18 protein-coding genes are annotated in these 21,267 nt (G+C 63.9%); 17 read left to right on the top strand and 1 reads right to left on the bottom strand.

The features are described from left to right. Window positions 1-9 precede the first annotated feature (9 nt). The 16 genes from AC6I6U_RS22620 to AC6I6U_RS22545 all read left to right on the top strand — a co-directional run bounded on the left by AC6I6U_RS22620 (window position 10) and on the right by AC6I6U_RS22545 (window position 19,216). Window positions 10-501: an Hcp family type VI secretion system effector gene (locus tag AC6I6U_RS22620; protein WP_497878252.1), complete on the top strand. Its 492-nt coding sequence runs from the start codon at window positions 10-12 to the stop codon at window positions 499-501. A gap of 119 nt (window positions 502-620) precedes the next feature. Continuing rightward, window positions 621-3,029, top strand: coding sequence for a type VI secretion system Vgr family protein (locus AC6I6U_RS22615; protein ID WP_497878251.1), 2,409 nt, complete (start codon window positions 621-623; stop codon window positions 3,027-3,029). Then, complete coding sequence (gene tla1 / locus AC6I6U_RS22610) at window positions 3,026-3,823, top strand: toxin Tle1 chaperone Tla1 (protein WP_497878250.1); 798 nt, start codon at window positions 3,026-3,028, stop codon at window positions 3,821-3,823. Before AC6I6U_RS22615 ends, tla1 begins: the two co-directional genes overlap by 4 nt. A 4-nt stretch (window positions 3,824-3,827) precedes the next feature. Then, window positions 3,828-4,343, top strand: a complete 516-nt coding sequence (tli1a, locus tag AC6I6U_RS22605; protein ID WP_497878249.1) for a Tli1a family immunity protein — start codon at window positions 3,828-3,830, stop codon at window positions 4,341-4,343. Then, complete coding sequence (locus tag AC6I6U_RS22600; protein WP_497878248.1) at window positions 4,331-6,628, top strand: T6SS phospholipase effector Tle1-like catalytic domain-containing protein; 2,298 nt, start codon at window positions 4,331-4,333, stop codon at window positions 6,626-6,628. Before tli1a (AC6I6U_RS22605) ends, AC6I6U_RS22600 begins: the two co-directional genes overlap by 13 nt. 25 nt (window positions 6,629-6,653) lie before the next feature. Then, a complete protein-coding gene (tli1a, locus tag AC6I6U_RS22595) occupies window positions 6,654-7,184 on the top strand; it encodes a Tli1a family immunity protein (protein ID WP_497883082.1) in 531 nt (176 codons plus the stop codon). Between the two features lie 153 nt (window positions 7,185-7,337). Beyond that, the gene (locus AC6I6U_RS22590; protein ID WP_497878247.1) at window positions 7,338-7,670 is read left to right on the top strand and encodes a hypothetical protein; all 333 of its coding nucleotides are present in this window, start codon (window positions 7,338-7,340) and stop codon (window positions 7,668-7,670) included. 276 nt (window positions 7,671-7,946) lie between these two features. Further along, window positions 7,947-8,204, top strand: coding sequence for a PAAR domain-containing protein (locus AC6I6U_RS22585; RefSeq protein WP_497883081.1), 258 nt, complete (start codon window positions 7,947-7,949; stop codon window positions 8,202-8,204). Next, a complete protein-coding gene (locus AC6I6U_RS22580; RefSeq protein WP_497878246.1) occupies window positions 8,201-9,334 on the top strand; it encodes a KPHS_23130 family T6SS system protein in 1,134 nt (377 codons plus the stop codon). The genes AC6I6U_RS22585 and AC6I6U_RS22580 overlap by 4 nt, the downstream gene beginning before the upstream one ends. Next, complete coding sequence (locus AC6I6U_RS22575; RefSeq protein ID WP_497878245.1) at window positions 9,318-12,680, top strand: ImcF-related family protein; 3,363 nt, start codon at window positions 9,318-9,320, stop codon at window positions 12,678-12,680. Before AC6I6U_RS22580 ends, AC6I6U_RS22575 begins: the two co-directional genes overlap by 17 nt. After that, a complete protein-coding gene (gene tssA, locus AC6I6U_RS22570) occupies window positions 12,677-14,263 on the top strand; it encodes a type VI secretion system protein TssA (protein ID WP_497878244.1) in 1,587 nt (528 codons plus the stop codon). The genes AC6I6U_RS22575 and tssA overlap by 4 nt, the downstream gene beginning before the upstream one ends. Before the next feature lie 24 nt (window positions 14,264-14,287). Further along, the gene (gene tssF, locus AC6I6U_RS22565; RefSeq protein ID WP_497878243.1) at window positions 14,288-16,057 is read left to right on the top strand and encodes a type VI secretion system baseplate subunit TssF; all 1,770 of its coding nucleotides are present in this window, start codon (window positions 14,288-14,290) and stop codon (window positions 16,055-16,057) included. Next, window positions 16,021-17,118, top strand: a complete 1,098-nt coding sequence (gene tssG, locus AC6I6U_RS22560; RefSeq protein WP_497878242.1) for a type VI secretion system baseplate subunit TssG — start codon at window positions 16,021-16,023, stop codon at window positions 17,116-17,118. Before tssF ends, tssG begins: the two co-directional genes overlap by 37 nt. Continuing rightward, window positions 17,099-17,635 carry a type VI secretion system lipoprotein TssJ gene (gene tssJ, locus AC6I6U_RS22555; RefSeq protein ID WP_497878241.1) on the top strand — a complete coding sequence of 179 codons (537 nt, stop codon included), beginning with the start codon at window positions 17,099-17,101 and terminating at the stop codon, window positions 17,633-17,635. The genes tssG and tssJ overlap by 20 nt, the downstream gene beginning before the upstream one ends. A 3-nt stretch (window positions 17,636-17,638) precedes the next feature. Continuing rightward, the gene (gene tssE / locus AC6I6U_RS22550) at window positions 17,639-18,079 is read left to right on the top strand and encodes a type VI secretion system baseplate subunit TssE (RefSeq protein WP_497878240.1); all 441 of its coding nucleotides are present in this window, start codon (window positions 17,639-17,641) and stop codon (window positions 18,077-18,079) included. Window positions 18,080-18,103: 24 nt separating this feature from the next. Further along, window positions 18,104-19,216, top strand: coding sequence for an OmpA family protein (locus tag AC6I6U_RS22545; protein WP_497878239.1), 1,113 nt, complete (start codon window positions 18,104-18,106; stop codon window positions 19,214-19,216). Window positions 19,217-19,267: 51 nt separating this feature from the next. On the opposite strand, the gene AC6I6U_RS22540 is transcribed toward AC6I6U_RS22545, so the two are convergent. Next, window positions 19,268-19,990, bottom strand: a complete 723-nt coding sequence (locus AC6I6U_RS22540) for a pirin family protein (protein WP_497878238.1) — start codon at window positions 19,988-19,990, stop codon at window positions 19,268-19,270. 222 nt (window positions 19,991-20,212) lie between these two features. On the opposite strand from AC6I6U_RS22540, the gene AC6I6U_RS22535 reads away from it, so the two are divergent. After that, window positions 20,213-21,163, top strand: a complete 951-nt coding sequence (locus tag AC6I6U_RS22535; protein WP_497878237.1) for a GlxA family transcriptional regulator — start codon at window positions 20,213-20,215, stop codon at window positions 21,161-21,163. Window positions 21,164-21,267: the final 104 nt, after the last annotated feature.

The raw sequence follows: 21,267 nt of genomic DNA, 5'->3' as shown, positions 1-21,267 counted from the left end.
GAGCTTCACATGGCAATCCCGATTTACCTGTGGCTGCAAAATGATGGTGGTGCCGAGATCAAGGGATCGGTCGATGTGCAGGGCCGCGAAGGCAGCATCGAAGTGATCGCCCAGGACCACAGCGTGAAAATCCCGACCGACGACAACACCGGCAAGCTGACGGGGGCGCGCGTGCATACCCCGTTCATTTTTGCCAAGGAAATCGATGCGTCCACCCCTTACCTGTACAAGGCGGTCAGCACCGGCCAGAACCTCAAGAGTGCCGAATTCAAATGGTACCGGATCAACGATGCCGGCCAGGAAGTCGTGTACTTCACCACCAGGCTGGAGGGCGTCAAGGTGGTGAAGGTCGCCCCGAAAATGCACGACGTGAAGGACACGGGCAAGGAGAAACACGGCCACCTGGAGGAAATCGAACTGCGCTACGAGAAGGTCACCTGGACCTACGTGGACGGCAACATCATCCACTCCGATTCCTGGAGTGAACGCCAGAGCGCCTGACCGCCGAGTGCCGGGTAGCCGTGCGAGGTTATCCGGCCCGTCGCCCGTGCCAGCTGGCAGGCGCCGGAAAAACCGGTATCGGACATGCCTCATCGCAAACGCAGCGCGGAGTACTGAGCATGCGTGATGTACAACCCATCTTCTTCGACCACAGCCGCCACAAGCTCGAGGTCCGTGACCTGGACGCCAGCCTCGACGTGCTGGCCTTCAAGGGCGAGGAACAGCTGAGCCAACCGTTCGCTTACACGGTGGAGTTCACCTGCACCGCACAGGACCTCGCCGTCGAAAGCATCCTCGGTCGCGACGCCGGCTTCACCCTGTGGCCGATGCCGGTCAAACGCCTGAACATCCCGGGCCTGAAGGAACCCGAGATCAAGCCGCTGCGCAGCGTGTTCGGGGTGATCACCGACTTCCAGCGCCTGTCCGCGTCCCGCGACGAGGCCCGCTACCAGATCACCCTGCAGCCGCACCTGGCCCTGCTGGAGCGGGGCAAGCAATTTCGTCTCTACCAGCAACGTTCGGTGCCGGAAATCGTCGAGCATATCCTGCGCGGCCGCCATGAATTCTACGGCCAGGACTTTCACTTCCAACTGGTGCGCGAATACCCCCGGCGCGAGCAGGTCATGCAGTACGACGAGAGCGACCTGGCATTCATTGCCCGGCTGCTGGCCGAGGTCGGCATCTGGTACTGCTTCCGCCACGACGAGCGCCTGATGATCGATGTCGTCGAGTTCCACGACGACCAGCGTGGCTACGCCAAGCCACAGATCGAGTTGCCCTGTCGCCCGTCCTCGGGCCTGAGCAGCCTCGGCGAGGACAGCGTGTGGGGCTTGCAGTGCCGCCACCGGGTGGTGGAAAAGAGCGTCAGCGTTCGTGCCTACCACCACCGCGAGGCCCACGCCCACCTCGATGGCGAGGTCGACCAGAGCCGTGGGGCCCTGGGCACCTACGGCGAGGCCTACCACTACGCTGAAGCCTATCGGGTGCTGGGCGATGCCTATGCCCAGGACGAAGACCTGCAAAGCGAAAGCGGCTTCTTCTATGCCCGGCTGCGTCACGAGCGCTACTTCAACGAGCGCACCCGCCTGAGCGGCCACAGCAGCCAGGCGGGCCTGGCGCCCGGCCAGGTGCTGAACATCAGCGGCGGGGCGCCGCAGGCCTTCGAGCCGGGTGCGGTGATCACCCGCCTGCTACTGGAGGCCGCGCGCGATCGCAGCCTGGAAGTCAGCTTCGAGGCCATGCCCTACGCGGAACGCATCTGCTTCCGCCCGCCCGTGCTGCCCCGGCCGAAGATCGCCGGAACCCTGCCGGCCCGGGTCAGCCACCCGGACAAGAGCCACCGCTACGCCGAGATCGATTTCGAAGGCCGCTACCGGGTGCATTTCCTGTTCGACCGCGAGCCCTGGCCGACGGGGCAGGAAAGCGGCTGGCTGCGCCTGGCGCGACCCTATGCGGGCGAAACCCACGGCCTGCACCTGCCGCTGATCGCCGGCACCGAAGTGGCGGTGGCCTTCGAGCAGGGCGATCCGGACCGGCCCTACATCGCCCACGCCTTGCACGACAGCGACCGGCCGGACCACGTGACCTTCAATCGGCGCGACCACAGCCGCAACGTGCTGCGTACCCCGGCCAACAACAAGCTGCGCATGGAGGACTTGCGCGGGCAGGAACATGTGAAGCTCAGCACCGAGTATGGCGGCAAGAGCCAGCTGAACCTGGGGCATCTGGTGGATGCGGCGAAGAACAAGCGCGGGGAAGGCTTTGAGTTGCGCACCGATGATTGGGGGGCGATTCGGGGGGGCAAGGGCGTGTTTATCAGTGCTGATAAACAGGAGAGGGCGAAGGCGGGCGTGCTGAGCATGGAACCGGCCACCGGCCTGGTTCAGCAGGCGCTGGAGCAGTTCACCGACTGGCAGGCGATCAGCGAGGCCCATCATGGCCGCCAGCCCGGCACCGAGGGCCTGCGCAGCTTGCAGGCGGCGGCGAAGGATCTCCAGCAACCGACCATCCTGCTCAGCGCTCCCCAGGGCGTCGCGGCCGTGACGCCCGCCAGCGTCCTGCTCAAGAGCGGCAACGCGTTCTACCTGCAAAGCCAGGACGAAATCAACCTGGCGGCCGCCCAGCGCCTGTCGGCCCATGCCGACCAGGCGATTTCGCTGCTGGCCCGCGAGGAGGGCCTGCGCCTGGTGTCCGGCAAGGGGCCGCTGGAGATCGAGTCCCATGCCGACGAGCTGAAGCTGGCCGCCCAGCAGGACATCAGCGTCGAGTCGGTGCAGGGGCACCTGCAACTGACGGCCACGAACGGCATCACCCTGGGTTGTGGCGGCGGCAGCATCCGTATCACGCCCAGCGGAGAGATCCTTATCCATGGGCCGGGGTTGGTCAGTATCAAGGGGCATCACCGGGTCAACGCTCCGGCCGAGGAGGTGTTTGCGCTGCCAGAGTTGCCGGGTTCGGTGTGTGAGGAATGTGTGAAAAGAGCCAGGGCCAAAGCGCGGGGCTTCGCCAATCGGGAGGACCGGACATGAGTGGCAGGGATTCCGCCAACTGGCTCGAGCTGCTGGAAACATCCTGCGCCGAGCTACACGTCAATGACGTGCACATCATTATCGACCAATCGGGCTGCGACGAGTCGTTGCTGCCCAGCGTCCAGGCCGTCGACCCGCCGATACCCTGGTATTCGTTGTTCACCGGGCTGCCAGAGGCCATGCACGAGAACCTGGCACCATTGCTGGTGTGTGTCGACCTGCAGCAGCCGTTTCAGCGGCACTGGCTGAACGGGCTGCAGGGTGTACTGGACCCTTCGCTGGTGCTGGCACTGGCTTCTCCCTGGTCCTTCCGGACCCTGGCCGAGCACCTCGGCCGATGTGTCGAGGCGGTCAATGGCCGTCACTCGGGCTTGCTGCGCTATTACGACTCGCGCCTGTTCCCGCTGTTGTTCAGCCATGTGCTGGAACCTGACCAGCAACAGCGGTTCTTGAGACCCGCGCTGTTCTGGAGTTGGCGGAATCGGGACGGCCTGCCCGAGTGGTTGCCTGGGGAGGGCGATGCGCTGGAGTGTGCTGCGGATATCAGCCCCATGGAGCTCAGCGACCGGCAGATGGACGTCTTTGGTTGTGCCAGCGATGCCACCGCAGCCGTTGATGAACTGGCCGATGCGTTTCCTGGCGAGTGGGGGGCGGAGCAGCGTTTCCAGGCTTGTTTCGCCGCCATGCTCGCGGCGACTGCGGCCGGGTTGCTGCTGAATGCCGAACGCCAGGCCTATGTTCTCGACAGGGTCAGCCAGACCCGACTGGAGGCGTCCGATGACAAGAGGAAGTGAACCTATGTCCGAACCCTGTTTGCGCCGCTTATTGGGTGTCTCACTGTTGGCGTTGGGCCTCTGCGTACAAAACGTCCAGGCCAGCACCCTGGGAGCGATCAACCACACCCATTGGGCGATCAATCATTTCAGTGTCGATGGGCGCTCGGGGATCGACATCATCGGTCCCTATCAGGGCGGTGGAGGTGGTTGTTGCTATATCGCTCCGGCGCGCTGGGAGCCGGGATTGAAGGTGCGGGTGGATTGGGAAACGGGGTCGGCGTACACCGACGGTTTTCCCGGATTTGTTGATGAGGCCAAGTACGACGCTTGGCGGGAAAAGGTCAAAGCGCAAAAACGCCAACACAGCAAGCTAGCCCCAGTACCGGACTACATCGGCCAGAAGGTCTGCGGCCTTACCGTGCATTTTCTGCCTTGCGAAGAATTGCAGGTCACCACGTCTTGCTACGCCTACGGCAGCCCCGAATATCCGATCAAGACCCCCCTGCATTTACCGGAGCCTACCTCATGTCCGAAGTGAAACGTGCGCCTGCCTGGTATCCACCGCAGTTCCCCATCCAGGGGCGCCTGCCTCAACGAGCAGGACAGGTCTATCAGAATATCCGGCGCCGATGCCAGCTGGAGGACGACTACCAGGATGCCATGAGCGTGGCCGCTGGGCGGCGGGTCATGCCGCCTTGCTGCAGGACCCTGCATATCAGCCTGTGCTTCGATGGCACCGGCAACAACCTCAACAACGACCTCTACCTGTCGACGCCCCGGCACCCAACCAATATCGCACGGTTGTTCCGGGCCAGTATCGGCGATGGTTATGCGGGCGGTACGGCCCACAGCAGGACCCATGGGCTGGTCGATGAACCGGGCACCGGCCACGGCCAGCACTACAAGTACTACATGCCCGGGGTTGGTACGCCTTTCCCCGAGGTGGGCGACCTGGACTACAGCCTCTCTGGCCTGGGCGCTGCCAGCTATGGCGAAGAACGCATCAATTGGGGGCTGCTGATGCTGGTCGACGCCCTGCGGCGCATGCTCGGCTTGCCCCGCCAAGACAATGCGAGCCTTCTGGCCTCGGTCAAGGCCATGGGCAGTACCCATGGGCTGGAGTCGTTGACCGGTCGCAGCAATCGTCGGCGCGAGTTCGTCAAGCAGTTCTGGGCATTGCTCAAACCACTGGATATTGCCCTGAAGCAGCCGACTCCCGGTCAATGCAAGCTGCTGGGCGTCAAGTTGTATGTCTATGGTTTTTCTCGAGGTGCCGCGGCGGCGCGAGCCTTTGTCTGCTGGCTGGACCAACTGCTGTCGAACACCGAGACGACGCCGGCGCTGAAGCTGGCGGGCATGGAGTTGCCGCTGCCCATCAGTGTGGATTACCTCGGGTTGCTGGATACCGTGGCTTCGGTGGGGGCCGCCGATATCTTCCCGGGGGCGCAGGGGCATATGGGCTGGGCGGATGGCACCCAGGAACTGCCGATGAGCAGCCTGGTCAAGCGCTGCCTGCATATTGTCGCCAGCCATGAGCAGCGTCAGTGCTTTCCGCTGGACTCCATTCGCCGCCAGAGTGGCGAGTATCCGGACAATAGCCTGGAGGTATTGCATCCGGGGATGCATTCGGATCAGGGGGGAGGGTATCCGCCTGGGGATCAGGGGAAGGCCATTAGCCAGGACTCTCGGGTAGGTGATGGTCTGTTGTTGTCGCAGATTGCACTGAATGATCTATATGCCGATGCCTTTGCCCATGGCGCACCATTAAAAGTGCCGAGAGAAGCCTTGCCGACGGGGTTACAGCGTGAGCTTTGGAGGGTGATGGAGTTTGAGGTTGTAGAGCAGTTTCGTGTTTCCTCTACGTTAGTCGACCGCTTCAACGCCTGGCGCCTGGTCACTCTAGGTCTGATCCCCTCAGACCAGCCGCTCCCCATCGAACGAGTTGAACACTACCAACCGCTAGAAGCCCCCGTCACCGTCGAAGAGGCCCTGCGTGACCAGATGGGCTGGATCACCGCCTGGCGTATCGACCGCTATGCCTTTGCCACGCTGCGAAAGGCACCGTTCTATCTTGAGGCCAGCGATACCGAGTCCGACCTGCAGGCCCGGAGCAATGCCGAGGCGAGGCGCAATCAGAAACAGGCCGAAGTCGAGAAGCGTCGCCAGGAGCAATTGGCCCGCGAGTATTCTGACCGGACACCGAGCCTGCCGCTCGAACCCGGGGTCAAGGACTTCGACCCTGACATGGCGCAGACCCAGTTGCGGGAGGCCGCCGAGGAGTTTGCCCAGCATTTTCGGGGTGAGAGTCTGACGTTTTCCGTCGCGATCTGGCGGGTGCGTCCGAGCGTGGCGGTGAGCGTGCAGTCGCTTGCCCGGATATGGGCCGAGCGAAAGCAGATGAAAGAGCTGGGCCTGGCTCGGGTTCGACCATTGTTCCCGCCTCCCAGGCATGAGCAGAACCACCTGGACGAAAACAACCGGGGCAATGTGGACGAAAGCCGCAACGCCGGGCAGCCGGAAGGTTTGCTCAGGGCGCTGTTCGACAATCAGGTCCACGACTCCCGAGCCTGGTTTCTCTACAAACACGGCCGCGAGCCCTTCGGCAGCTACCTGCTTGAACGCATGGTGTTCTTCGGTGATGTGGGGAGCCGGGAGCTGGTGCGTTACGACGAAAACGGCGAGCAGTTGTTGGCGAATGTAACCGAGAACGCTCCGGTGTACATGGACCCCGAACGCAAGGCCCAGGCGTTGCGCAATATAGATGCACGGTGGAAGGCGTCTCATGCCAGGGCGACGGGGGAGGTGGATGATGCTTCGGTTTGAAGTGAGTCGGTTTTCTACTGCATCAATGGCTTTCCAGGGGCCCGCTTCATGGCGATTCCGACTTGGCGCACTATGCGCTTTGTTCGGCGGGGTGATTTTGGGACAGGGTGCCCAGGCCAGTACGTTGGGAGCCATCAACCATACCCATTGGGCAATCAACCATTTCAACGTGGATGGCCGTTCGGGGATCGACATCATCGGTCCCTATCAGGGCGGTGGAGGTGGATGTTGCTATATCGCTCCGGCGCGCTGGAAACCGGGATTGACGGTGCGGGTGGATTGGGAGACCGGTGTGGCTTATCCCGATGGTTTTCCTGGCTTTGCTGATGAGGTTAGGTATGAAGCATGGGCTCAAAAGATCAGAGCTCAGAAACGCAAATACAGCAAGACCGTCCCCGTCCCGGACTACACCGGTCAGAAGGTCTGCGGCCTTACCGTGCATTTTCTGCCTTGCGAAGAATTGCAGGTCACCACGTCTTGCTACGCCTACGGCAGCCCCGAATACCCGATCAAGACCCCCTTGCACCTGCCGGAGCCGCAGTCATGTCCAAGGTGATCTGCCCAGGTTTTTCAGGGCGACGAATGCCCAACGGCCGACAAGGCCTGGATAGCGACATTGCAGTACCACTTTCTACGGCGCATTGGCTGCTGGAGTGCCGTGTTCTAAACGAGAAGTAGTTGATTGTTCATTGGTTTATGGAGACTGATCATGAAAGATGATGATAATGAAGTTTTATTTGAATCGATAGAATGGAGGTTGATTAGCGATAGGGCTAGGGAATGGTTTGGTTCTATTGTTGGATCGATTTCCTGCTTGTTGGTTTTGTATGCGTTCATCTTGAATAATAATGATTTAGTTCTTGGTCTTTTGATTTTTCTTCCGGTTACTATAGTTGTGGTCATTGTAATGCTGGTGCCGGCTGCTTTGATTGGGGTTGCGCTGACCCATTTTTTTTATGGGAGAATTTTTCCTAGTGTAGTGGCTATATTTTTTGTCGTGCCAGGGGTTTATCTTGTTTTTTTAAAAGTATGGAATTGGTGATGGCTGGGTTGGCCATTTTTGATCAGGGGCACGCCTCGCTGATATAACTGGTTTTATTTTATAGGTCAGAAACTTATTCGCAGGTTGCTTCTGTCGGTTGATAGAAACTGTTTGAATGTTTTTCACGTGATGGAACAAGTATTTCGAATGATTGACTGTTCCGGCAAAAGAAACGGTAGTTGCACTTATCCGCATTTCTTTCGTCAAGCCTCCTTGTGCTTGCCGTCGCCGCAACCATGTCCGCAGGGAAATGCGCCGCAAGGCGGGAGGTAAATGATGAGACCGGTAGTTCGACAAGGCGATACGCTGCGCGAGTTCGGTGGCAGCGTACTGGAAGGGCATTCGCCCTATTACGGCCAGCCCATTGCCTGCCAGGGGGACGCCGTGCGCTGCAAGCTGCATGGCCTGACCTGGATTGCCGAAGGCAGCGAGTTGTTCCAGGTCAACGACCGCCCGGTGGCGCTGCACGGTCATCGTTGCGCCTGCGGATGCACCCTGGTCAGCTCCATGCCCGATTCATGGGTGGCTTCATGAAGCTGGCGCCCGCGTTCGCGGCCTATCCGCGGGTGGCGCCTCCGGTGTATGCGCGTTGGCTGGCCAGTGTTGTCGCGCTGCTGGCCCTGGTGGCCAGTGCCAGTGCAGTGATACGGCCCTTTGTCGAGACGCGCGTGGTGGTGGCCGTTGTGGTTTTCCTGCTGCTGCTCTGGGTGCTGGCCTTGCTGCTGCGGGTGTTGTTCTACCGCTTCAACCGACACAACGCGCACAGCTATGACGAAACGGTGCGACAGGTGCAGCGCCATTGGTGGCAACAGCATCGGCAGCAGGTCGCGCTGGTCGATTCGGTGCTGCTTGGCGCCGCGTGCCAGACACCGGCGCAAGCGCAAGGCCTGTTTCGAGCCGACGCCCTGCCGCCCGTGCCGCGCAGGAAAAACAAGAGCATCGACCGCTTTATACGTCAGGTGTCGGGTAGCGACAGCACCGAGCGCGAGCGCCAACTGGCGACACTGCTGGCCCTGCGCTGGCAGGCACAACAGCCCGAGCCCATCGTCGTGCAGCCCTTGTGCTGCTACTGGCAGGGCACGCCTGACGCCTGGCAGGCCTTTGTCGAGCAGATGGCGAATTGCTGTCCGCAGGTGCAGTTGCCCGAACGCCCCGAGCCCTGGCTAGGCCTCGACAGCCTGGACGCGATCATCGACCGGTTACAGGGCGCCCCGGCGGATGCGCGCATTCTCTGTGCCGGCTGCCAGTCTTCAGCGGCGTTGCCAGAGAACCGCCTGCCCGCGGGGGAGGCCGCCTTGCTGTGGTTGCTCGGTCCCCGGGGCGGCGTGCGTTTTTCCCGCGGCGAGTGGTTTGCCGCCGATACCGACAGCCTGGCCGCAGTGGCCGAACGCGCACAGCAACAGCGCACGGGAGAGACACCGGTGCAAGCCTGCGTGTCGTTCTCCCAGCCTGACGTTCCCGACCTGTCCGCCCTCGGCTGGAACACCCGACAACACCTGCAGGACGCCCACTTCGGCGCGCTGGCCGGCCTCGAGGCCATGGTCGTGCAGACCCTGGCGGCCTGGTATGCCGAGCAGCAGGGCATGCCCTGCGCCTGGTTGGCGAACGATCCCCATCACAGCCTGGCCATGGGAGTGGTTGAACCCGATGACTCAAACCCTTGAAACCCCGAGTATCCACGCCTGGCGAACGTTGCTGCTACTGGTCGTGGTCCTGGCCTTGCTGGTCGCCCTCGCAGGCCTGGCCTGGTGCTACTGGACGGACTCGTGGCCGACTGATGCAGCCATGCTGCAGGACATCCTGTTCAAGGCGGCGCTCTGCTGGGTGGTTCTGCTTGCGGTGTCGCTGCTGGTCTGGCAGGTGACGCAGCAGGGTATTCGCACGCTGGTGATCCATTCCTGGCCAAAGGCCTTGCGCAAAACCAGGGGGGGCACGAAGGCCGTCCGGCCATGGCTACCTGAATTGCTCACGCACCTGCACGACCACCACGGCAGGCTCTGGCGCCGCAAACTGCGCCTGCTGCTGGTCGTCGGCGAGCCCGAGCAGATCGAAGCCATCGCCCCTGGCCTGGCCGGGCAGAAGTGGCAGGAAGGCGAGGGCGCACTGCTGCTCTGGGGCGGCGACATCCACGCCGAAACCACCCCCGCACTGTTCAGCCACTGGCACGGCCTCAGCCGCTGGCGCCCGCTGGACGGCGTGGTCTGGGCGCTGAACAAGGCGCAGAGCGCCGACCCGACCGCGATCCGCAACGGTACCCGGCATCTGCGGCAACTAGCCCAGGACCTGCATTGGCAACTGCCGCTGCACCTGTGGCAGATCTGCGACAGCGAGTGGTGTCAGGCTGACCGCACCACCCAGCCGGTCGGTACGCTGATGCCGGCGCCGTTCAACGCCGTCGATCTGCACACCCGGCTCGAAGCGCTGCTGCCCCTCTTGCGCCGGGAAGGTATGCGGCAGATGCGCCAGGTCATGACCCATGACTTTCTCTATCGCCTGGCCCGCGATCTCGAGGCCGAGGGCATGGCCCGTTGGCGCCAGGCGCTGGCGCCCTGGCTCGGCGCGCTGGGCCGAAGCGTACCGCTGCGCGGCCTGTGGTTCGGCCTGCCGCTGCCCCGCGCGGCCAATGAGGCGGCGCATCTCTGGCCGCCGACGCCGAGCTGGCAGGGCATCGTCGATGACCGCGGCGTGCGGCTGCGTCGGCTCGGCTGGCCGGCCACGCGAGTCGGTCATGTGGCGCTGCTGACCCTGGCCGCCGTGTGGGGCGCCGGACTGCTGTTGTCCGCAGCCAGCAACCGCGCCCAGATCGGTCAGATCCACACGTCGTTGGCAGCGCTGGAACAACCCAGCGATGGCAACGGACAAGTGCTGAGCCTCAATGAGCTGGTGCTCGTGCTGGGTCGCCTGGTTCACCGGGCCGAGTACGGCGCACCCTGGTACCAGCGCTTCGGCCTGGACCCGACCGCCGACCTGCTCGACGCCCTGTGGCCCCGTTACATCGAGGCCAACCATCGGTTGATCCGCGACCCGGCCGCGAAGGCCCTGGAGGCACAGTTGCATGCCCTGGTCCAACTGCCCCCGGACAGCCCCGAACGCACTAGCCAAGCCCCGGCGGCCCATCGGCAACTGAAGGCGTACCTGATGATGGCCCGCCCGGAAAAGGTCGACTCGGACTTCCTCGCCAGCACCCTGGGCAGCCTCGAACCCCTGCGCCAGGGCATTTCCCCAGACCTGTGGGAACTCCTGTCGCCCAGCCTGTGGCAGTTCTATGCCGACCAGTTGGCGGCTCATCCGGGCTGGCGCATCGAGGCCGACCCGCTGCTGGTCCGGCAGGTGCGGCAAGTCCTGCTCGGGCAACTGGGCCAGCGCAATGCCGAAGCCAGCCTATACCGCCAGGTGCTCGACCAGGCCGCGCCGCATTACCCGGACCTGGGCCTGCCACAAATGCTCGGCGACACTCACGGGCTGTTTTCCACCACCGCCAGCGTACCGGGGGTGTTCACCCGCCAGGCCTGGGAAGGCCAGGTGCGCCCGGCCATCGAGCGGGTCGCTCGGGCGCGCCGCGAGGAAATCGACTGGGTACTCAGTGAAAAGCCGGTCGCCGTCGACCCGTCGCTGACCCCCGAGGTGCTCAGGGAACACCTCACCGAACGCTATTTCCAGGAATACGCCGGCGCCTGGCTGGATTTTCTCGACAGCCTGCGCTGGCATCGGGCCGAGAGCCTGGGTGATGTGATCGAGCAACTGAGCCTGATGAGCGACACGCGCCAGTCGCCGCTGATCGCGCTGATGAACACCTTGGCCTACCAGGGGCAGGCCGGCGGTCGCCGCCAGGCCCTGGCCGACTCGTTGATCCAGTCCGCCCAACAAGTGGTGGCGCAGGACAAGGTCATACCCCTCGAAACCCAGGACCTGGCCGGCCCACTGGACGCCACCTTCGGACCGTTGCTGAGTCTTCTGGGCAAGCACTCCGAGGGCTCGGCCGGGCCGGAAACCTTGAGCCTGCAAGCCTTTCTTACCCGGGTGACCGGCGTGCGCCTGCAACTGCAGCAGGTGAGTACCGCTGTCGATCCGCAGGCCGTGGCCCGTGGCCTGGCGCAGACGGTATTCCAGGGCAGGCGCATCGACCTCACCGACACCCGCGCCTACGCCAGCCTGATCGCCGCCAGCCTGGGCGCGGAGTGGGAGAGCGTCGGCCGCACGCTGTTCGTGCAACCGCTGGAGCAGGCCTGGCAACGCGTGCTGCAACCCTCGGCGACCAGCCTCAATCGCCAGTGGCAACAGTCGATCGTCAGTGACTGGCAGACGGCATTTACCGGCCGTTACCCCTTCGTGAACACCAGCAGCGACGCCTCGCTGCCCATGCTGGGACAGATGATTCGCGCCGACTCGGGGCGCATCGAGCAGTTCCTGCAACGGCAACTGGGCGGGGTGCTGCACAAGGACGGCAGCCAGTGGGTGGTCGACCCCACCTACAGTCAGGGGCTGACGGTCAATCCGCAGTTCCTCACTGCGGTGAACCAACTCAGCCACCTGGCCGACGTGCTCTACACCGATGGCGGCCTGGGCCTGGGCTTCGAACTGCAAGGCAAGGCGGTGCGCGACGTGGAGCAGACCCGTTTCATCCTCAATGGCCAGGAGCATCTGTACTTCAACCAGCAGGAAAGCTGGCAACGCTTCAACTGGCCGGGCCGCAGCGACTATCCCGGCGTGAGCCTGAGCTGGACCAGCATCTACGCCGGTGAACGACTGTTGGCTGATCATTCGGGCACCTGGGGGCTGATTCGTTTGCTGGAAAAAGCCCGGGTCACGCCGCTGGACGATGGCGACAGCCGTTACCGCCTGGTGCTCAAGGCCCCCGACGGCCTGGACCTGACCTGGCACCTGCGTACCGAACTGGGGGCCGGGCCTTTGGCGTTGCTCAAGTTGCGCGGTTTCAAGCTGCCCAGGCAGATCTTTGTCGCTTCCCGCGAGTCGGGGGAGCCGTTGGCCGGAAAGGGACGTTTCGAATGAGCCTGCAGACACTGATCGCCAATTGCCTGGAGGGGCGCGACGCGCTGTCCCTGGCCCGCGGCCAGGCCGCCCGCTGGGAAGACTGGCTCGCACCCATTGATGCAGATTGCGCGGTGGGCGAGGACCCCGGTTACGACGATGATTTCCAGCGCATGCGCGAGGAGGTCGACAAACTCTCTGGAGCGGATGCCGGGCAAGTGATAGCGCTGGCCCGACAGCTCCTGGTGCGGCGCTGCAAGGATTTGCGGGTGGCCACCTACTACCTGTGGGCACGCCTGCAGGTCGATGGCGAGGCGGGGCTGGCCGATGGCCTCAGCCTGCTGGCGGTGTTGATCGAACGTTATGCCGACCAGGTGCTGCCCGCCCGCCCCAACCGCCGCCGGATGGCGCTGGAATGGCTGGCCAGCAGCAAGGTACTGGACAGTCTGTCGCTGTACCCCGAAGTGGTGAAACACGAGGCCGAGCGTACGGTTGCCGCGCTGGCCTGGCTGGAGCATGGTCTGGGGGCCTGGCCATCGGAGCAGCGCCCGCTGCTGACGGCGCTCTACGATGCCCTGTCGGCCCGGCTGGCGCAGTCTGGCGGGGTGGATGCCGTGGTGCCGCAAAACAGCGCCAGCCATGAACCGAATGCCCGGGCGGCGGTGTTGCCGGCCATGTCGCTGAAGTCCGGGCGAGACCTGCTGGACAGTGGCCGGACCCTGGCAACCTACTTGCGCGAGCAACCCCTGGGCTGGCTGGCCGCCCACCGGCTGATGAAGAGCCTGCGCTGGGACAGCGTGCACCAGACGCCGCCCCAGAACACCACGGGCAATACCCGTCTGGCCGCGCCACGTGCCGAGTACCGCGCGCAACTCAAGCGCCTGTATCTGCAGCAGAACTGGAATGAACTGCTCGAACAGGTCGAGCGCATCTATGCCGAAGGGGTGAACCATTTCTGGCTGGACCTGCAGTGGTACCTGCATCGGGCGCTGGGTCAGCAACCCACGCCGCAGAACGGCTGGGCGGCCATCGTCCAGCGCGACCTGGGCATGTTTCTCGAACGCCTGCCCGGCCTGGAGACCCTGTGCTGGAGCGACGGCACGCCCCTTGCCGACGACGCCACCCGCGAGTGGATCGACCAGCACGTCACGGGCAACCCGCCCCAGCCCTGGCTGGCGGTGCAGGCCACCCCGCCACCCACTGCGGATGCCGAAATCCTGGCCTTGGAAGAGGAGGCCCTGGCCCAGGCCGACAGCGATGGCGTTGACGCCGCCATCGCCTGGCTGGCCGCCCGGCCGGGCATCGACAGTGGCCGGCAGCGCTGGCTCCTGCACCTGTTGATGGCGCGAGTGGCCGAGCAGTACGGCAAGAGCGACCTGGCGTTGCATCTGCTGGCGGAACTGGAGGCCGTCGCCCGGCGCCAGGCGCTGGCCAAATGGGAGCCGGCGTTGAGCTTCGAGGTCAAGGCCCGCCTGCTCAAGTTGCTGCGTCTGAAGGCCCAGCGCGGCGATGCCGACAAGGCCGGCCTGAACCGACGCATGGACACGCTGCTGGCGGCGCTGGTGAGTCTCGACCCGGTGCGCGCCGCGGTGCTCTGTGGCTGAAGCCATTTGCCCAGGAGGTTTTTCGTGAGTACAGATAATCTGACACTGCATTACTTCGACGCCGAGATGCGTTACCTGCGCGAGGCCGGCAAGGAGTTCGCCCAGGCCTTTCCCGACCGCGCGGCGCTGCTCAATCTGGACAAGCCAGGCGCTCATGATCCCTACGTGGAGCGTTTGTTCGAAGGCTTTGCGTTCCTGATGGGGCGCCTGCGCGAGAAGCTCGACGACGACCTGCCGGAGTTGACCGAGGGCCTGGTCAGCCTGCTCTGGCCGCATTACCTGCGCACGGTCGCCTCGCTGTCGATCGTCGAGCTGGTTCCCGACCTGGCGCAGATGAAACGCTGCGAGACCATCGCCCAGGGCTTCGAGGTGCTGTCGCAACCCATCGGACCCCAGGGCACCCGCTGTCGCTACACCACCACCCAGGACCTGACCCTGCGCCCGCTGGGCCTGGATTTCGTGCGGTTGGCCTGCGAGCCGGATGGCCGCTCGATGCTGCGCCTGCGCTTTACCCGCGCCAGCAATGTGCCCTGGGAGGATATCGACCTGAGCCGCCTGGTGCTGTACCTCAATGCCGATGCGCCACTGGCCTGCGCGTTGCACCAGGCGCTGACGCTCGATTGCCAGGCGCTGTATGTGCGACTGCCGGGCCAGGCACGGCGCCAGCGGCTGGGGGGCCACTTTTCACCCAAGGGCTTTGCCGATGAGGATCGCCTGTGGCCCAAGGGCGACAGCGCCTTCAGTGGCTACCAGTTGCTGCTGGAGTACTTCGTCTTTCGTGAGAAGTTCATGTTCGTCACCCTCCATGGGTTGGAGCACGCCGAGATGGAGCCTGGCACGCCCTGGTTCGAGCTCGAGGTCGTGCTCGGCCAGCCCTGGCAGCACCCAACCGCGCCAGGCGACACGGATATTCGCCTGCATGCGGTGCCGGTGATCAACCTGTTTACCCTCGATGCCGATCCGATGCCCCTGGACCCCTTGCAAACCGACTACCTGCTACGCCCCATACGCGTGCAGGACGGCCATACCGAAATCTATTCGGTGGACCAGGTGACTTCCTCGAAGGGCGCCGAACGCCAGGACTACGTGCCGTTCAGCAGCTTTCGCCACAAGGGTGGCATGCTGCGCGACCAGGCCCCGGAACGTTACTTCCATACGCGCCTCAAGCGCGGCGCCAATGGCTTGCATCACACCTGGTTGATCCTTGGCGGCGGCGGTTTCGACCAGGATCGCCTGCGCAGCGGTCAGAGCCTGTCCCTGCGCCTGACCGGCACCCACGGCCAGCTCCCGCGCAAGGCCTTGCAGAGTACCTTGCTCGATACCCCGGTGAGTTCCACCCAGACCGCCTTGCGGGTGCGCAACCTGTGTGCGCCGACCTTGCCGTGTTATCCGCCCAATCGGGATCGCTTCCATTGGCGCGTACTCAGTCACCTCGGTTCGAATTTCCTGCCGATGCTCGACAGCGCCGAGGTGCTGCGCGGCACCCTGGCCCTTTACGAATGGACCGGTAGCGAACTGAACCGGCGCCGGCTCGAGGCAATCGTCGAGGTGCGTCACCACCTGATCCAGCGTTTCGAGAGGGGCTTCCTGCTGCGCGGGGTGGATATCGAGATCACCCTGGATGCCAACGGCTTTTGCGGCGAGGGTGATATCAGCCTGTTCGGCGAGATGCTCAACCGCTTCTTTGCCCTGTATGCCGACATCCACCTGTACAACCAGCTCACCCTGATTTTGCAACCGACCGGAAAGTGCCTGCGATGGAACGAGAACCACAGTCAGCGTATTCCCGGCTGAAGGCCTGCGGCCTGCTGGACCTGTTGCAAGGGCAGGTGGCCGAGGCCAACCTGTATCGCCTCTGCCAGTTGCTCGAGCTGGCGTTGCCGGGACATCCGCCGCTGGGCAGCACCACCAGCCCGATGGACGACGCGGTGCGCTTTCGACCCGACCCGGGGATGGGTTTTCCGGTCGGCGAACTGCGTGCCATCGAGTTCGACCCGGACAATCCGCAGGCACCGGCCACCGTGCGCACCCGGCTGCTCGGCCTGTACGGGATCGGCTCGCCGCTACCCACGGCGTACCTGGACGATATCGCCCAGAGGCGGGAAGGGCATGAGGCGCTCGAAGCCTTTCTCGATATCTTCAACCATCGGATCTTCACTCAGTTCTACCGGATCTGGCGCAAGTACTCTTACCCGGCGACGTTCCAGGCCGGTGGGCGCGATGTCACCTCGCAGTGCCTGTTGGGCCTGATCGGCCTCGGCATTCCCGGCACCGCCGAGCGCTTTGCCACGCCGTTGTCGCGGTTTCTCGCCTTGCTCGGCGTGATGCGCCTGCCTACGCGTAACGCCGAGGGCGTCAGTGCCCTGGTCAAGCTGCTGGCGCCCGCGACCCGGGTGCGGGCCATACCGCACTGGCCGTGCAAGGTTTTCCTGGAACGCCCTGCGGGCCTGTCCACGGACCCACCGGTCAGCCTGTCCCAGGGCACACCCCTGGGGCCGGTGGGGCAGGATGCCAACAGCCAGTTGCTGCTTTGCCTGCACACGGAGGACCTGCAGGAGTCCCGTGACTGGCTGCCAGGAGGGCCGTTGCACAGCGACCTGCTGGTGCTGTTGCGGGTTTACCTGGGCTGGCGTTGCACGGCGAAGCTGCAGTTGTCGCTGCCGATCCGCAGCCTGCCGCCGCCGCGACTGGGGCGGGTGCCGGTACTGCTCGGCATGACCGCGCTGCTGGGCTCGGGCAGCGGGCACTGGCAGGCCGCGCAGGACGGCCTCGTCACCATCGATCTGGGCCGCTACCAGGGCCTGCGAAACAACCCTCAGGACAGGAAGACACAGTATGTCGCGTATTCTTCGTAACGCATGGGTGCTTGCCACCACGGCAGCGCTGCTCGGTGGCTGCGGGCTGGTGCAGTCGGTGGGCGACGGTACCCGCTCGATGGCCAGCGCGGTGTTCCACAAGCAGGTAAAGACCCTGCGGCTGGACTTCGACGGCCGGGTGGCGATGAACACCGGTGGGGCGCAAATGGACGCCCCACCGGTGCCGACGCAGGTACGGGTCTACCAGTTGCGCGACAACGCGGCGGGGCAAAGGGCAACCTACGACCTGCTGTTGAGCGATGCGCGCAGTGTGCTCGGTGCCACGCTGCTGGATGAGCGCAGCGTGGTAGTGAGGCCGGGTGGCGCTGCACAGTTGAACGTGCCCCTGGACAAGGACGCCGGTTTCATCGTGGTGGCCGGCTTGTTCCGCGAGCCCGACAAGCTCGGCGACAGTTGGCGGCTGGCCCTGGCCCGTGACGACCTGGACCCCGAGCGCCCAAGGGTCATCGAAGTGGCAGGCAATCGGCTGACTCTGCGTCCGTTGTCAGAGGACTAGGCCATGACCGAATACAACCCGTCGCTCTACGAAATGCTGCTGCACCATTTCAAGGGTGAACTGGACCTGCACCGGGTCACTGAAGAAGACCAGTACACCCTCTCGGTGCTGGACAACCTGCAGCGCATTCTAAATAGCCGCGCCGGCAGCCTCAGCCACCTGCCGGACTACGGTCTTCCTGACATGGGGGTGATCCTGCAGGGCCTGCCCGCCGCGGCGCACAGCCTGATGGGCACCATGGTCGACACCTTGCTCAAGTATGAGTCGCGCTTGGCGGCGGTTGCCATCGAACCTTTGCCCCAGAGCCTTCCAGGGCATCTGGAGTACGCCCTCGATGTGCAGCTCAAGGGCGGTCGACGGGTGTGTTTCGGCACCCGGCTCGGGCCCGAGGGCAGGGTGTTGGTGCGGCACCTCAAGAGGCAGGGCTCCCTGTCGCCGTCATGAACCCCTTGCCGGAAAGGATGCCCGATGATGCTGACTGAAATGCATGTTCGAGTCGGTGGGGACCCGCGTGGTTTCGTCGAGTTCACGGCGTTGCTCGACGAGTTGGCGAAGCTTGGCCATCCAGCCTGTCCGGTCGTGGACTGGGTCGAAGTGGAGCGACTGTGCATGACCTTGTTTCACAGGAACGGCGCGGAGCTGCAAGGCGCAGCGGCCTTTACGGTGGCCTGCAGCCAACTGTATGGACCGCAGGGGATGGTGCAGGGGCTGTCGTTGATCGAAATGCTGCTGGGGGAATGGCGGCATTGCTGGCCTGCCTCGCAGGCGGCACGCCTGGAAGTCCTGGCCTGGTTGTTCGCTCGGTTGCGCGTGCTGCTACGGGGTTGGGAAAGCGGTGGGCAGGAACTGTCGGCACTGGGGCGCCTGGAACAGGTGATGGAGTCCCTGGACCGGCAATTGGAATCTCGACTGCAGCAGCCATTCGTTGCGTTGCACGCCCTGCGTGAGCAACTGGGCAACCTGAGCCGACGCCTGTCACGCAAGCCGGTCATGAATGAAGTGAGCGTGCCGTTTCAGCCGGTCTTCACGGTCCAGCAAGCTCTCCTGAGGCCGATGATCATCGTGACGCCCTCTGCGGCACCGCAAGCGATACGTCGCAGGGGCCGTCTGCTGCCATGGGTGTTCGTGATGGTGTTGGTGGTGGCCAGCGCGGCGGGTGGGGCCTGGTGGTTGGCCAGGCAGGAATCCTCCTGGTCCCGGCTGGTGCGGATGCCGCCGGAACCGTTGCGCCTGGATAGCCTGTCACTGTTCGAGGCTGGCAGTGTCGAGCTGCGGCCTGACTCGACCCGGCTGTTGATCGACGCCCTGGCGGATATCAAGACTCAACCGGGCTGGCTGGTGGTGATTACCGGACATACCGACGCCACGGGCGATGCCGAGTACAACCAGCGGTTGTCCCATGCCCGCGCCAGCGCGGTGCGCGACTGGATGCAGCGAATGGGTGATATCCCCGACAGTTGCTTCGCCGTACAGGGGCTGGCGGCCAGCCAGCCGATCGCGAGCAATGACAGTGAGGTGGGGCGTGCGGCCAATCGACGGGTCGATATCCGCCTGATGCCTCAAACGCGGGCCTGCGGGTAGCCCTTCCACAGGCAAGGCCCGAGGGCTGCGAACCCCCGGGCTGTTTCAGCCTCATGGCATTTGCGGCAGTTCTTCGGGCCGCAGGTCGAACACCAGGACTTCGGCATCGACACCGTTGGCCAGGGTCAGCAGGCGTTCCTTGCGTACCCGCACACCGTCACCGGTCTGCAGCACCAGGCCATTGAGTTCGACGCTGCCACGCGCGACGTGGACATAGGCGTAGCGGTTCTCGGCCAGTTCCAGGCTGGCGGTTTCCTGGCCGTCGAACAGGCCGGCATAGACCCGCGCATCCTGGCGCACCTTGAGCGAACCCTGTTCCCCTTCAGGGGAGATGATCAGCGCCAGGCGGCCGCGCTTCTGTTCTTCGCTGAAATGCTGCTGCTGATAACGCGGGGTCGCGCCACTGACTTCGGGCACGATCCAGATTTGCAGGAAGTGCACCAGCTCGTCGTGAGAGTGGTTGAACTCGCTGTGGGCCACGCCGGTACCGGCGCTCATCAGTTGCACATCACCCGGGCGGATCACCGAACCGGTGCCGAGGGTGTCCTTGTGTTCCAGGGCACCGTCGAGCACGTAGGAGAAAATCTCCATGTCCCGGTGCGGATGCTGGCCGAAGCCCTTGCCGGCCGCTACCCGGTCATCGTTGATCACCAACAGGTCGGAAAAACCCTGCTCGTTGAGGTTGCGGTAGTTGGCAAAGGAAAAGGTATGGAACGACTTCAACCAGCCATGGTTGGCGACGCCGCGATCGGTAGCCTTGCGAAGGGTCAGCATGATGAATTCTCCTGTGTGGACGTTGATTCGTCCGAGTGAGGAGAAGCTTAATATTTACTCATTGGTTCAATAAGTAGGTGAAAATAGAAAGACCGTCTCCTTCTGGTTGACAGTCTGGGGCAACCCTCCTGTATGCTTCTCATTCACCCCATTCCAGCCAGGTCGTCATGCCCGGGCGGTCGCGTGGGCGCTCCCCGTTGATAGTGAAGTGATGTCCAAGCAATGAAAACCGTGGCGATGGTGCTGTTTCCTGATTTTCTCCTGCTCGACATGGCCGGGCCCATGGAAGTGTTTTCCATGGCCAACCGCTACCTCAAGCCTGCGGACCAGTATCAACTCCTGACCATCGGCAGCGAGCCGGGTGCCTTGCGTGCGTCCAACGGCGTGCGGGTGCAGGCCGACCTGTGCATCGACCAGGCGCAGTCCAGCTATGATCTGCTGCTGGTGCCAGGCGGTCCGGGTGGCTACAACAGGACTCACTCGGCGTTGGTCAACTGGCTGCGCGGCGCTGCCGAAAAGGCGCTCAGCTACGGCTCGATCTGTACCGGCGCCTTTGTTCTCGGACACGCCGGGCTGCTCGACGGCCACCGTGTGACGACCCACTGGCACTACACCGACCGGCTGATCAAGGCCTTCCCCGCCGCCCAGGTCGAGACCGACCGGATCTACCTGCGCGACCGCAAGCTGCTGACCTCCGGCGGTGTCACAGCCGGTATCGACCTGGCGCTGGCGGTGGTGGCCGAGGATCACGGCAAGAAAGTCGCCCAGGACGTGGCGAAGGTGCTGCTGGTGGTGATGAAGCGCCATGGTGGACAGGCGCAGTTCAGCCCGCTGACCGCGGCCGTGGCGCCCCAGCAGACCCCGGTGACCTGGGTGCAGCATCATGTGCTCGAACATCTCGACGAGGCATTCAGCATCCAGAGCATGGCGGCCCTGGTGAACATGAGTCCCCGGCACTTCTCGCGGATGTTCGTCCGCGAGACCAATATGACCCCCATGGCGTTCGTCCAGAGCGCGCGCATCGACTACGCCCGCAACCTGCTGGAAACCACCGACCTGCCGCTCAAGACCGTGGCCTATAAAAGCGGTTTCGGCAGCGTACGGCACATGCGTTTTCTGTTTGGTGAAAAGCTTGGCCTGACGCCCGTCCAGTACCGCGAGCAGTTCAGCTAAGCGGCTTTTGTCCGCCTCGCGCACCGGGAAGTCCGTAACGCTCCCCCAGGGACGGTTGTTCCTTCATCCATGCCTGCCAAGATGGAAGTGGATATTTCGCAAGG

This window comes from Pseudomonas sp. UTLPPB19802 (assembly GCF_059730225.1).
The sequence above is the reverse complement of the archived record's forward strand: the minus strand, read 5'-3'. Positions and strand labels throughout refer to the sequence as shown.